8 protein-coding genes are annotated in these 14,923 nt (G+C 29.9%); all 8 read right to left on the bottom strand.

The genetic code is table 11. From position 1 onward, the window contains the following. Positions 1-37 precede the first annotated feature (37 nt). Entirely contained in the window at positions 38-982 is a 945-nt protein-coding gene (locus P161_RS18675; RefSeq protein WP_036841511.1) for a cbb3-type cytochrome c oxidase N-terminal domain-containing protein, read from the bottom strand. 13 nt (positions 983-995) lie between these two features. Beyond that, the gene (locus P161_RS0114050) at positions 996-1,163 is read right to left on the bottom strand and encodes a cytochrome c oxidase subunit IV (RefSeq protein ID WP_026777565.1); all 168 of its coding nucleotides are present in this window, start codon (positions 1,161-1,163) and stop codon (positions 996-998) included. Positions 1,164-1,166: 3 nt separating this feature from the next. Then, on the bottom strand, positions 1,167-3,362 hold the full coding sequence (gene ccoN / locus P161_RS0114045) for a cytochrome-c oxidase, cbb3-type subunit I (protein WP_026777564.1): 2,196 nt from the start codon (positions 3,360-3,362) through the stop codon (positions 1,167-1,169). Positions 3,363-3,371: 9 nt separating this feature from the next. After that, positions 3,372-3,545: a cbb3-type cytochrome oxidase assembly protein CcoS gene (gene ccoS / locus P161_RS0114040; protein WP_081817076.1), complete on the bottom strand. Its 174-nt coding sequence runs from the start codon at positions 3,543-3,545 to the stop codon at positions 3,372-3,374. Between the two features lie 98 nt (positions 3,546-3,643). Beyond that, positions 3,644-5,005, bottom strand: a complete 1,362-nt coding sequence (gene hemN / locus P161_RS0114035) for an oxygen-independent coproporphyrinogen III oxidase (protein WP_026777562.1) — start codon at positions 5,003-5,005, stop codon at positions 3,644-3,646. A 3-nt stretch (positions 5,006-5,008) separates the two neighbouring features. After that, positions 5,009-7,384: a heavy metal translocating P-type ATPase metal-binding domain-containing protein gene (locus tag P161_RS0114030; protein WP_026777561.1), complete on the bottom strand. Its 2,376-nt coding sequence runs from the start codon at positions 7,382-7,384 to the stop codon at positions 5,009-5,011. A gap of 192 nt (positions 7,385-7,576) precedes the next feature. Further along, positions 7,577-9,856: a BamA/TamA family outer membrane protein gene (locus tag P161_RS0114025; protein ID WP_036841509.1), complete on the bottom strand. Its 2,280-nt coding sequence runs from the start codon at positions 9,854-9,856 to the stop codon at positions 7,577-7,579. A gap of 5 nt (positions 9,857-9,861) precedes the next feature. Next, positions 9,862-14,916, bottom strand: coding sequence for a translocation/assembly module TamB domain-containing protein (locus P161_RS0114020; RefSeq protein WP_026777559.1), 5,055 nt, complete (start codon positions 14,914-14,916; stop codon positions 9,862-9,864). Between the last annotated feature and the right edge of the window lie 7 nt (positions 14,917-14,923).

The following is a 14,923-nucleotide window of genomic DNA, read 5'->3' as shown; positions in this document are numbered from 1 at the left end:
ACTTCCAACTTCCAACTTCAATCTTCAATCTTCAAACCTACTCCTCTATCTCTACTTTTAAAGTATTGCCTTCAATTTCTTCTTCTGTATCCTCAATTTTAACCTCTACTTCTTCAGCTTTTACAGTTTCATCAACCCAGATTTCTCCTTCAGGTTCTTTCCCTTTTGCAGGAGTTGTGCCTCCAAGAGAAATAACATAACTAGATACTTTTGCAATATCTTCTGGTTTTAAGGTTTTATTCCAGGCAATCATCCCTTTTCCATCTCTACCACCATTATAAACGGTGTTAAAAACGTTTTTAATACCACCACCTAAAATCCAGTGTTTGTCTGTTAAGTTTGGACCAATTGCTCCTCCTCCATCACCTAAATGACAAGAAGCGCAATTTAAATTAAAGACAGCTTTTCCTCTTTTTAAATCTTTTTCGTCTGTTAAAAGTTCAAGATTTGCAATATCAAAAACATCTGGTGAAGTTGCTTTATATTTATTTATTTCTATTCTTGCTTCTGCAACAGCTTGTTGATATTCCATCTCTGGAGTTGCACCATCCATAATTTCAAAGCGAACCAAATACACAACTGCAAATAAAATAGTTGCATAAAACATATACACCCACCAAGGAGGAAGCGAATTATCTAATTCTCTAATACCATCGTAATTATGATCTAATACAATATCCTCTTCTTCATCAATAGATTTAGATCTTGTAAATTTTACCAATAATTTCTTTATCCAAAGGTTTGGATCTTCAGGAATAATACCTGCTTCCTCATTTTGTCTTTCTGTTATTTTTGATGTTGCAATAAAACTTACAACTTCCTTTAAAATTATAACAGCTATAAAACCAATTAATGCTAACCAAACTAATGGGTTTTCATAAATACTTAACGGATTTTGATACGACTTAAAAGCATTTACAAGTGCAAAAAATGTTACTAATATAAATAGTATATAAACTGTAGATTGAATCTTTTTTTTCATGATAATGCTGTTTTTATTGATCTAAAGGAATGTTACTAACCTTATTGATATATTCTTTTTTTGCTGTAAATACCCACCAAAATAAGGCTACAAAAAAAGTAAAAAATATAAGGAGTGATATTAATGGATATATTTCTATACCTGTAATCGTTTCTAAATGACCTTTTATAAATTTAAACATAACTTATTTTTTAGAAATTTTTTGTTCGTCTTTAACTTTTATATCTGTACCTAATCTTTGTATATAGGCAATAATTGCTACAACTTCTCTATCCTTCATTTCCACAAAGTCTTGTCCGTTTTCTCTGGCATACTTTTTATCTGCCTCATAGCTATCTGCAAATGCAGGATCTTGATATAAATTTTCTTCAATTTGTTTTCCTTGAGCATCCATTAAGGCTTGTGCATTTGCTATTTCTTCTTCAGAATATGGAACTCCTAATGATACCATTGCTTCCATTTTATTTTTTGTGTTCGATTTATCAAGCTTGCTTCTAATCAACCATTTATAAGATGGCATTATAGAACCTGGTGAAGTACTTTGTGGATCGTAAAAGTGATTCAAGTGCCAGCTATCAGAGTATTTTTCTCCAATTCTATGTAAATCTGGTCCTGTACGTTTACTTCCCCATAAAAATGGATGATCGTACACAAATTCTCCTGCTTTAGAGTATTCTCCATAACGTTCTACTTCACTTCTAAATGGTCTTACCATTTGTGAGTGACAACCCACACAACCTTCTCTAATATATAAATCTCGTCCCTCTAATTCTAATGGTGTATAAGGTTTTACACTACTTATTGTTGGAATGTTAGATTTTACCAATAACGTTGGTACAATTTGAATGATACCTCCAATTAAAATAGCAATTGTTGCATAAATTGTTAATTTAATAGGTTTTCTTTCTAACCAAGTATGGTATCCTTCACCTTTTCTTCTGTGTTTAGAAATTTTAGTTAAAGCTGCAGCTTCTGCTAACTCATCTTCTACTCCACTACCTTGTTTTACAGTTCTTACAACATTGTACAACATTACAATGGCTCCAATTATAAACATAGTTCCACCAATGGCACGCATCCAATACATTGGGATAATTTCGTTTACAGTTTCCAAGAAGTTACCATAGGTTAAAGATCCATCAGGATTAAATTGTTTCCACATAGAAGCTTGAACAAAACCTGCAACATACATTGGTAAAGCATATAAAATAATTCCTAAAGTTCCAATCCAGAAATGGAAATTAGCCAATGCTTTAGAATATAAAGTTGTTTTAAACATTCTTGGAATCATCCAATACAACATACCAAACGTAAAGAAACCATTCCAAGCTAATGCACCAACGTGAACGTGTGCAATAATCCAATCAGAAAAGTGTGCAATTGCGTTTACATTTTTAAGTGATAACATTGGTCCTTCAAAAGTTGCCATTCCATAACCTGTAATTGCAACTACCATGAATTTTAAAGTTGGATCTGTCCTAACTTTATCCCAAGCACCTCTTAATGTTAATAATCCGTTGATCATTCCACCCCAAGAAGGTGCTAATAACATTACAGAAAACGCAACTCCTAAATTTTGAGCCCAGTTTGGTAAAGAAGTGTAAAGTAAATGGTGAGGGCCTGCCCAGATATAAATAAATATTAAAGACCAGAAATGCACAATCGATAATCTATAAGAATATACAGGTCTGTTTGCTGCTTTAGGAACAAAATAATACATCAACCCTAAAAATGGTGTTGTTAAGAAAAAGGCAACTGCATTATGTCCATACCACCATTGTACAAGTGCATCTTGCACACCTGCATACACTGAGTAACTTTTTAAGAAACCAACTGGTAATGCTAAACTGTTAAAAATATGTAATACTGCAACCGTTACAAAAGTTCCTAAATAAAACCAGATTGCTACATATAAATGACGTTGTCTTCTCTGTAAAATTGTCCAGATCATGTTTACACCAAATGCAACCCAAACCAAAGCAATCATAATATCTATTGGCCATTCTAACTCTGCGTATTCTTTAGAACTTGTATAGCCTAAAGGAAGTGTAATTGCTGCTGCAACAATAATTGCTTGCCAACCCCAAAAGTTAAAATTACTTAAAAAATTACTTGCCATTCTTGCTTTCAGTAATCTTTGAAGTGAATAATAAACACCTGCATAAATTGCATTACCTACAAAGGCAAAAATTACAGCATTGGTATGTAAAGGTCTTAAACGCCCAAAACTTAACCACGAAATTCCGTCAGTTACATTTGGGAATAAAAACATAAATGCTAAAAGCAAACCAACACTAAAACCTACTATCCCCCAAATTAGGGTAGCATAAATAAACTTCTTGACTATTTTATTGTCATAATAAAACTGTTGCATCTCCATAATTAAAATCTAATTTTTACTTGTTTTTTTTACTTCCTTTACGAGTTCATCATCAAACAGCATTCTTACTGAAGGCGTGTATGAATCATCATACTGACCTTTTTTTACTGAATAAATAAATGCGATAAAGAATACAATTGCCACTAGAATACTTAGTGTTAGTAGTAGGTATATTACGCTCATATCTTGCCTGATAATTTGATACATCAAAAATAATATTCATCTAATTCTTAAAATATGACATTTATCATGTTTCTTAAAAAAGTGTTAATACTTTTAACTTATATAGTTTGTGAAAATAATTTTGTCGTAGGTTTTTTTGCTAATAAATGCACATCAAAAGCCATACAAATGTTTCTAATAAAGGGTCTTGCCTTTTCTGGAATCGATAATGACGTCTCTTTTATATGCACTAAACCATCTTCTTCTAGTGTTGTTAATAATTTTAAATGTTTTTCAATATTGTTTATTTGGGTTTCTTTAGTATCCCAAGAAGTCTCAAAATTGCACATCATATTTAAAATATGTTTTCTTATTACTGTATCTTCTTCGGATAAAATATGTCCTCTAAAAACTGGAATTTCACCTTCATTTACAAGTTTCTGATATTCTTTTACCGTCTTTACATTTTGTGCAAAACCATACCAAGAATCAGAAATTGATGACATACCTAAACCAACCATTAATTGTGTTTTGCTAGAGGTGTAGCCCATAAAATTTCTATGCAATGTTTTGTTGATCGTTGCTGTATACAAACTATCCGTTTTTAGTGCAAAATGATCCATCCCAATTTCTTCATATCCTAGTTCTGCGAATAATTCTTTACCAATTTCATACAACTCTCTTTTTTCATCATCTTTTGGCAAATCATCTTCATTAAAACCTCTTTGCCCAACTCCTTTTACCCAAGGAACATGTGCATAACTGTAAAATGAAATTCGATCGGGTTGTAATTCCTTTGTTTTGTTGATGCTATGAATTACGTTTTCTTTTGTTTGATGTGGAAGACCAAAAATTAAATCGTGACTCACAGAAGTATAACCAATTTCTCTCGCCCATTTTGTAACTTGTTCAACAGCCTCAAAAGGTTGCACTCTATTGATAGCTACTTGGACTTTTAAGTTATAATCTTGCACACCAAAACTTACTCTTTCAAAACCACAATTGTACAAAGTTTGTAATTGTTCTTTTGTTGTATTATTAGGATGCCCTTCAAAACTAAATTCAGCTTCAGGATGTTTTTTTGCAATTTTAAAAAGTCCATCCATTAAAATTTGCAATTGCTCTTTTGAGAAAAAAGTGGGAGTTCCTCCACCTAAATGCAATTCTTTTACAATAGGAGTTTCATCAACCAAATTACAATACAACTGCCATTCTTTTAAAACGGTTTGAATATATTCTTCCTCAACTTCATGACGTTTTGTAATATGTTTATGACAGGCACAAAACGTACACAAACTCTCGCAGAAAGGCAAATGAATATACAAACTGATGCCTTCCTTTTCATTACTTTCTATAAATGATTTCTTGAAACTTTCAATCCATTTTTCTTTGCTAAATGTTGCTGAATCCCAAAAAGGAACAGTTGGATAACTCGTATATCTTGGCCCTGGAATATTGTATTTTTGAACTAATGATTTCATATTCTATTTTATTTTTTTTCCTAATAAATTAGTTGCTACTGTTGTAAACACAACAACACTTATAGAACTTAAAGGCATTAAAATTGCTGCTATTACAGGTTTTAACTGACCTGTAGTTGCAAAATATAATCCCACTAAATTATAGCACAGAGAAAGGATAAAGCAATAGTTAATTATTGTAATCGCCTTTTTGGATGCTTGCAAATACAAGGCTATTTTATGAAATTGTGAAGCATCTAAAATGGCATCACAAGCAGGAGAAAACACGTTTATGTTTTCTGACAAAGCAATACCAACATCACTTTGTGCCAAAGCTCCAGCATCATTTAAACCATCACCAACCATCACCACTTTTTTATGTTCTTGTTGCAATTTTGCAATGACATTTAATTTATCATTCGGTTTTTGGTTGAATAATAAATGGGTGTTTTCTGGTAAGTTTTCTTTTAGATAATCTTTTTCGCCTTCATTATCTCCAGAAACAACAGCTAAATCATACTCGATTTTAAGAGAATTAAAAAGTGCAACAACTTCCTTTCTATACGAATTTTTAAAAGTAAATTTTCCTTTGTAAATATTGTTAAAACTGATATGAACAGCTGTATCTAAAGCATTATTTTCGGTTTCATTTTTTACAAAAAAAGCAGCTCCTAGTTTTAGTGAATTTTCTTTGTAATTTGCTTTAATTCCATTGCCTACAACTTCATTATAATTCGTTATTTCTAACGTTTCTAAATCTGCGAAAGTGTTGTATAAATTTCTACTTAATGGATGGTTTGAAGCTCTCAATGCACTTTTTAAAATCCTTTTTTCTTGCTGATTTAATGCAATGCCATCATAAGTAATTGTACTTTCCTTACTGGTGGTAAGTGTACCAGTTTTATCAAAAATAATAGAATTTATACCTGCTAATTGCTCGATAACTGTAGCGTTTTTTAGATAGAATTTTTGCTTTCCAAAAATGCGTAATAAATTACCCAAAGTAAAAGGTGCAGCCAAAGCAATTGCACATGGACAAGCAATAATCAGCACAGCTGTAAAAACATTTAAAGCTTTGCTAGCATCATAAAACAACCAAAATGCTGTTGATAAAAATGCCACTGACAATACAAAAATGGTAAAGTTTTTACTAATATTATCTGTAAGTGTTTTAAAGGTTGATGATTTATCTTTCGCAAAAACATCGTTACTCCAAAGTTGTGTTAGGTAACTTTGAGAAACCGATGCTAAAACCTCCATTTCTAAAATTCCTGATAATTGTTTTCCTCCCGCAAATAATTTATCTCCAGATTTTTTTGCAACTGGCACAGCTTCTCCAGTAACAAAACTGTAATCTATTTGTGCATTTCCGTTGATTAAAATACCATCTACAGGAATTAATTCTTGATTTCTAATTAGTAGTCTGTCTCCTTTTTCAACATCATAAATCTGAACATTTTCTTCCTTATTATTTGCTAAAATTCGAGTTACTGCAATTGGGAAATACGATTTATAATCACGCTCAAAAGACAAAAAATTATAGGTTTTTTGTTGAAAAAATTTACCTAATAATAAAAAGAACACCAAGCCTGTTAAACTATCAAAAAAACCAGTTCCTAAATCAAAAATAATTTCGACAGAACTTCTTACAAATAATACTAAAATACCGAGTGCAATTGGCACATCAATATTTAAAATTTTAGAACGCAAACCTTTGTATGCAGAAGTAAAATAATCTTTACCAGCATAAAAAACAACGGGTAAAGAGAAGAAAAACATCAACCAACGAAAAACGTTTTTGTATTCTTCGATCCAATAACCATCAACTTCAAAATATTCTGGAAAAGAGAGAAACATTACGTTTCCGAACGCAAAACCTGCTACACCTAATTTATATATTAAACTTCTGTCAACTTTCTTTTTACCAGCTTCGTAATCTTCTAAACTAATATAAGGTTCGTACCCAATGGAGCTTAACAAAAGCACAATTTCTTTTAAAGAAATAGTTGTTGAGTTGTATGTAATTCTTACTGTTTTTTTTGGAAAATCTACTTGAGAGGTTGTTATTTTTGAGTTTAATTTATGTAGATTTTCTAACACCCAAATACATGAACTGCAATGAATATGAGGAATGTATAATGTTACAATTTGTGTAGCATCATCATTAAAATCTAATAATTTATCGAGGATGGTTTTATTGTCAAGAAAATCGTATTTTCCTTGGATTTCTGTTGGTATTGCTCCTGGATTTTCTTGAAAATCATAATAACAAGTTAAATCGTTTTCTGAAAAAATTTCGTAAACAGTTTTACAACCATTGCAACAAAAATTTTTCTCATCAACTTTTATGATAGTATCATTACAAGAATCTCCACAATGATAACATTGTGTCGTATTCATATTTACTCTTTTGCCTAGTGCAAATTTCGAATAAATACACTTTTTAAAATATGATAATTGTCATCTTTTAAAATCTTTGTGAGCTGTTTTATAAATAAAAAAAGAAGTGAATGTTAATAATACATTAACTGAAACATTATTAAAGTTGTATAGAAATTTTAATGTTAGGAATAATTTATATGATAAATATTTCTAAAAAGAATACCCAATTGCAAAATTTAAAACAGGCTCATCCAATCTAAAGTCTAAACGTTCGCCCTCTGGTAAACCAGGATCGTGAAAAGGCGCTGCTAAATCAAAACGAATCACAAAACCTTGTACATCGATTCGTAAACCAACTCCTGCTCCCATTCCTAATTCATTTAAAAAGTTTGATGTAAATTTATCTTGACCATTAAAACTTGGGTTTCCAACAGAATTCCAAACATTTCCTGCATCTGCAAAAACGGCACCTTTAAAGAAAGAGTAAATAGGAAAACGATATTCTATATTGGCTTCCAAACGAATGTTACCAGTTCTATCAAAAAAAGAACTGTTATTTTCGTTAGTTGTATCTGTATACGTTCCTGGCCCTAAAGAGCGAATATTGAATGCTCTTACACTATAAGGACCTCCAGAAAAATATTGTTTTACAAAAGGAACAACATCAGAATTTCCATAAGCCAAACCATAACCTGCAAATAGTCTAGTTGCTATTTTTTGTTCATTATTTCTACCAAAATTAAAATGATATCTAAAATCTACATCTGCTTTTGCATACTGTGCATATTCCAATCCTAAAAATTCTCTTGATGCGCTTGTAGAAGATTCTCTATCAAATAAACTAATAGAATTCCCTGCAACATCTAAAGTACTATTTACATAAAATTGATGTGTTTTTGAGGAACTTATCATTTCATTATACGTAAATGAAAAGGTTAAACCCGATATAAATTGCTGGTCGAAACTTCGTTCTAAAAATGGATTATCATCTAATATCTGCTCAAATTCTGGAGTTGTATTCGATAAACGTGTATAATTTACAGAGATTGGATTGAATTCATACGTAATATATTTATTGGCATTCCAAACATAGCCAAAAAGAGCAGTTCCAGAAAGTAATGTGTATAATTGACTTCTACTCAGATAGGTTGCACTTAAACTCGTTTTTGTTTTTGGGATTGAGTATTCGAAAAAATCTTCACTAAAAGAGAAAGGCGAAATGACTCTTGGAAAAATTAACTCAGATTTTAAACCTAATTCCAAACTGCTTAAACCTGCATTTTCTCCACTTGAAACTTGAGTTTCATATCCAATTGTAGAACTTATATTTAAGGTTTCACCACCTTTAAACAAATTTCTATTACTAAAAGTTAACCCTAAAGTTGGGCCTGCAAAATTGTTAGATTTGGTAACCGCTTGCAATTCTGCACGAAGCGCTCTTTTTGTTAAAGGTGATAAAAAAATATTTGCTTCTAAATTACCTTCACTACCTGTTATTGTAGAATCTAATTCTTTGTATTGGATGTTTACATATTTATAAGCACCAATTGACGATAAACGTCTTGCTGTGTTTTTAGACGTTATTGGGTTGTAATTACTCCCCTTTTTTAAAGTGATGAATTCGTCTAAAAATTCAGGTTTAAAAAATATTTCATCTTGATAATAGTTTATCGAATCAAATTTGATAACGTTTGTATTTGTAGAGTCTTTTAAATTGTAATTAGGATATACATTTATTGTTTTTAAAGTATATGGAACTGTTGATTTTCTAGGTACATTCCCTTTTAATTTAAGGAATAAATCAAACTTTTTATTAGAATATTGATTTGTATCTGCCTCAAAAATTAAAAAATTAGGATTAAAATTATAATAACCCATTTTTTTTAATTCTGAATCTAAACGTTGGCGTTCTAATTTTAAGTTGTTTAAATCGAAACGCATATCTTTTTGAAATGGAGATGTTTTAGTTGCTTTTTTAATGTCCTCGTAAATTGGAGAAATCATACTATCAATCTTATAATTTGCCATTTTATAAGGTTTTGGTATTTGCAAATTATAAGTTGCAGAAGCTCTTTTTTCTTTTTCATTAAAAGAAGAAACTACAGTACTATAAAAAAAACCATTATTCTCTAATCTATTTCTTAAAATATCTTCTACATTTAATAACTCCACATCAGACTGATAAACAGGTTCTTGACCTAATCTTTTATATAACCATCTATTAATAAAATTAGTGTTTTCTTGTTCGTTTTTATAGTAATAATACAAACCCAAATGCATCCCTAATAACTTTGTATTGGGTTTAGGTGATTCCACAGACAATAAATTTTCTTTTAATCTATTTACTTTTTGAACAGTTGAATCTGAATCAATTTCAATTGTTGCACCTGTATATATTCGTTTTCCTTCAGGAATAAATTTGTTAATACTACAAGAGTATAACAGTATTGCTAAAAAAAATAAACCTATTTTAGTTTGTATGTTTTTCATTAAAATTAATTCTTTTTCTTTTGAATGCTCTTGTTAGTTGCTGCTTGTTTCTCTTTTAATTTTGCTTCTGCAGCTTCTTTTGCTTTTTGAATTTCCTCTTCATCTTCTTTCGCCCTAAAAATAGCATCCCATAGTTCATTAAACTCATTAAACTCTTGTGTAAAAATTAATGCAATTCCGCTTACAATAGTTTGCCCATCAATTACATTTTCGAACTCACTTTTTCTAAAACCTTTTATACGATATCTGCCATCTTCAGATAGTTTATACTCAATACTTACATTACCAATTAAAGGTGATGTTTCTCCTGTAGAACTGGTTCCTTGCAAATCTACATCACTACCAACTCTTACAGTTAAGCGTTCGTTAAACAGCTTTTTTTGTGCTGTTACACCCAATTGAGTTCTATCTGTTGCACTTGCTCCTTGATAATCAGTATAACTATTTAAATCGAAATCTAATTCGATTCCAGAACCACCTAAAAGATTGTCAGAAAAAGCATTTAATTGTCCAGAAACTGCATCATTTAAATTGTCTCTTGCAATGGTTGCAAAACCACCTGAACTACCATCACTTCCTGAATTTGGATAAAATCTATTTAAAACCAATAAAGAAAAAACCTGTTTATTTAGTTCTTCTTCTTGTTGATTTACTTGTTGTACTCTACCATAAACTTGCCCACCAATTGCTCCTTGCTCTTCTTCTGGCATATTTAAGGCAAAAGAAATTTTGGGTTGCAACAATTCACCATCAATATTTAAATACACATTAAATGGTAAAACTTGTTTAAATCTATTTTTTACAGATGGATCTTCGTTAGAAATTTGACTAGCCATTAATGGTGAAGCAGATGTTTCTATTTTATAACTTGCAGTAACATTTAAATCGGCATCAAAAGGATCTCCAGACCAAGAAATTCTACTTCCAGGCACTAAATTAAACTTTCTATTTACTAAATTATAAAGGTTTAACTCATAATGCCCACTTGCAACTTCATAACCTCCTGTTAGCGTTAATCTGCCATTAGGCAACATTGTAAAAATAAAATCTCCTGAGCCAGAAATTTTAAAATTATCACCTGTATCTTCATTTAAAACAACTGTTACAGCTGCTTTTTTATCAATCTTTAATGTGGTCTTAATATCAAAACCACTAATAATGGCAGTTTTTTCTTCAGTTTGTGTTAAAATTGCATCTGGATTTTCACGATTAACAAAAGCAACAACTTCATCTCTGTTTTCTATGTTAGCATAGGTTGCTGGTAAAACATAGGTTAAATTTGTATCTGCACCAACTGTAACAGTTGCATTTAATTTTGGAATTTGTAAATCTCCAGTAAGTTTTGCTTTTGCATTTAAAGTTGCCAAACCAAACAATGTTGGGTTATCTTCTTTAGTAGCATTTAATACTCTAAAATTATTGGCTTTTAAATCTAATTTAAAAGTTGGATTTAAAAAACTTTCTGTTCCTATGGATCCAGACAGCACTAAAGCATTCTTTTTAGCATCTAAAACCGTAAAATTATTCATAGAAAAACCAGCATTATCTACACTTAATTTTTCGTTTTGTAAAGTGAATTTTGTATTTAATTTTGTGATATTAAAAACAGCATCTTTAAAATTTAATTCGCCATTATATTTAGGATTAGAAGTTGTTCCTTTCACATTAAAATCACCAGAAAAACTACCACTAGTTTCTTTAATTTCTCCTAAAGAAAGTGAGTTTAATGCCTGCATCTTAAATTCATTAATTGCCAAATTTAAATTTAGATTAGCATCTGTATTTTCTACAAAATAATCTCCTGTTACATTTAAATCGATATCTCCTTCTTTTAACTTCGCGCTAAAATCATAATTATTATTTCCTAAGGATTTTGCATCCATGGTTAAAGTACCTAAATCTGTTTTTAAAACTTTAAATTTACTTACACTTAAATTTGCAATAATTCCTGTATCGTTAAAAGGATCTTCCAATACAAAATCTCCATTTAAAACTCCTGTTGCTAAATTTTTAGTAGGATTTAAGTAATTAAAAACCTCGCTAATTTTAAAATTATTATAGGTTATTGCTATGTGATTCTTAGTAACATTAGGTAATTTATCTGTAATTTCTATCGATTGATTTTGTCTATCAATTTTAAAATTTGAAAATGATAGATTATTATCTTCAGTAAAAACAATTTCATTATCAGTTGGAATATTCCATTTATTTCTGTTCAGAATTAAACTATCTGGATTAACCGTAAAACGTAAACGATCTCTATTTCCTTTAATTTTAGTATTTACGTTCATTAAAGTTTCGCCTTTGTGAAAACCTGCAAAATTTAATGACAATTCATTATTTGTTTGGTTTCCTGTAATTATGGTTCTTGGAATATTTAGAGGGTTTGCAATAATGTCTTTAAAACCAATTTTAAAGTTGAAATTATCCTGATCTGTATTCATTGTAAAAGCCAAACTATCTAATTCGTTGCCACTATAATTTATGTGTGGAGCTGTAATTTTTGCGTCTAATTTTCTTTTAGCTTCGTTAAAATCTAAAGAAATATCAATGGTATCAATATCTTTTAAGTTTACTAGAAACACATCACTCAATAATGAAGTTTGGGTAATTTTACTCTTTAATTTTAGATCTACAGGATTTGTAAGTGTATCTTTTGTAACAACATCTCTATAAAAATAACTTGCTATATGTTGTTGTATAGCTTTACTAAAAGAAGCAGGATCTGTGTTAGATTGCAAGTCCAAATCAATTAATTTATTTTTTATAGTAATTGATGTAGTGTCCTTATCAACAAAACCATTTGCAATTATAGCACCTAATAAATAGGTTCTATTATCGTACACAACTGCTCCATTAGTTACGTCTGCATCTACTTTGTAATTGTCTAAATTTCCATTAAATTCTAAGGAAATATCCATACCCGTTTTTACATTACGTTGCATAATTCCCAAACCTTGTAAATCTGCACCAATTAAATTAATAGTTGCAGAAGCTTTTGTATTTACAGTATCTAAATTTACCAAAGCGTCTAAAGTGATGTTTAAATTCTCATCTTTATACTTTGATGCTAATTTTCCATTACCGTCTTTAAAGTTTCCTTCTAAATTTAAATCTTTTATTGTATAATTTTTGAATTTAAAATCAGAAACAGTTGCATTTAAAGTAGCATCTAAGTCGTTCAATGATTTTCCACTTCCTTTTGCATTTACATTGATAGAGATTTCTCCTAATTGATTATTTTTTAGAAGTTTATTTAATTTGTAATTTTCTACATTAATAGCAGCATCAAAAGCAATTGTTTTTGTGTTTTTGAAAGTACCATTTAATGCAATAACTCCTTGAGATGATGTTAAGTTTAGCTTGGTAGCAATATCTTTTAACCCTCCATTAATTTGACCTGTTAAAGATACTTTTTCTGGAATTTGAATTCCTAAATCTTCTTCATTTACAAATACCAACAAATCTTTTTTAATAGTTTCTGCTTTAAAATCAGGAATATTGAAAGCAATTTTATCAGGATTTGTAACGTTTTCAAGAATTCCATTTACATAAACTTGAGTGGATTTCCCCCATAAAACTTTACTGTTAAAAATTTCTATGTTTGCGAAAGTTCCATCTGCATAAAAATTTCCTGTAAATGGTTTTTTACTTACATCGTTTATAATTTTATTGTTTCTTAAAGAAGGTTCTATCTTAAGTAATTCTTTTAAAAATATATTAAATGACGATAAAGAGACTTTTAAATTTGCTGTTTCTGGTGAAGCAATAAATTGCGATAATGAACTGTAATTTACACTCGCGTTTGCTTTTAATTTATTGTTGTTAAATTCAACATCTAAATTCGTAACATCTAAACTTTTATCTGTTAGTTCAACATTTAAATTCAATTTTTTTAGGTTGATGCCAGAGGTTTCGTTAAAATTAAAAGTATCAATTAACAACCTTGCATTTTTGTCTTTATAAAAAATTGTGGATGCTTTTAAATTTACATCTTGCAAAGAAATTGCATTAGCATCAAAAGCATTTTTATTTATTTTAGTGTTGTTTACTATGTAATTAATCGAATTATTCTCAATATCAATTTCGCCAACATCTAACGTAATTAATGGCCAAATAAATTCTGATTTGTTAGTTTCTGGATTAGAATTTCTTGCAGTTTGCATTTCAACAAGCGTTTTAGAATCTCTTAGCGCAATTTTATCAATCTTAAAAATAGATTCTTGTAAATTGAAGTTCGGATTTTCTACCTCAACATCTACAAGGTTTAAATCTGCCAACAAATTATTTTCTTCTGCCTTGTAATAAACCTGTGTATTTTTTATATCAATATTTTCTGCGGATAATTTTGGTAAAGGAGCTTCTTCAGTTGATGCAATTAAAACTGGAGTTTGAATATATTTAATGTTTGAGTTGGATAAAAATATATCATTCAAACTAAAAATCATATTTTCAAGATCTAAAGTTTCCATGCTTGTTTGCAATTCGCCAACTTTAAAGCTGCTGTCAATTCCTAAAGGAATATCAAGGTAAACAACATCTATTGCAGATAAATGTAAACTTCCAATAACAATTTCTGGCGAAGTTGATGAAGTTGTTGTGGTATCTTTTGTAACTGTATTTGAAGCGTTTGTTGCAAAAGCATCTATTAAAAACTGAAAATTATAACCAGAAATAGTATCTTTTCTAATAATATTGGCTTTTAACCCATTCCATTTTACATCATCTACCCCTAAAGCAGTTCCATTTATCAAACCCCAAAGTGGTAAATTGGCTTCTAAAGATTTGGAATATATAAGTGTATCGCCTTTTTTATCATTCAAAAATAACCCTTCAACTTTTAAATTTCCATCGAAAGTTATAAAAGCTTTATCAATTTCTACAGTTGTATTGGTTTTGTTAGCAACGTAGTTGGTTGCTTTGTCTACAATGATATTTTGTCCCCAAGGACTTCTGATAAATAAGTATATTAGAAAAAAGAAAATAGCAACTCCTAATAAAACACGAAGTAATCTTCTTACAAAACGATACTTTCTTTTCTTTGTTTTTTTAACAGACAATTAGTTG

This window comes from Polaribacter sp. Hel_I_88 (genome assembly GCF_000687935.1).
Lineage (GTDB): Bacteria > Bacteroidota > Bacteroidia > Flavobacteriales > Flavobacteriaceae > Polaribacter.
The sequence above is the reverse complement of the archived record's forward strand: the minus strand, read 5'-3'. Positions and strand labels throughout refer to the sequence as shown.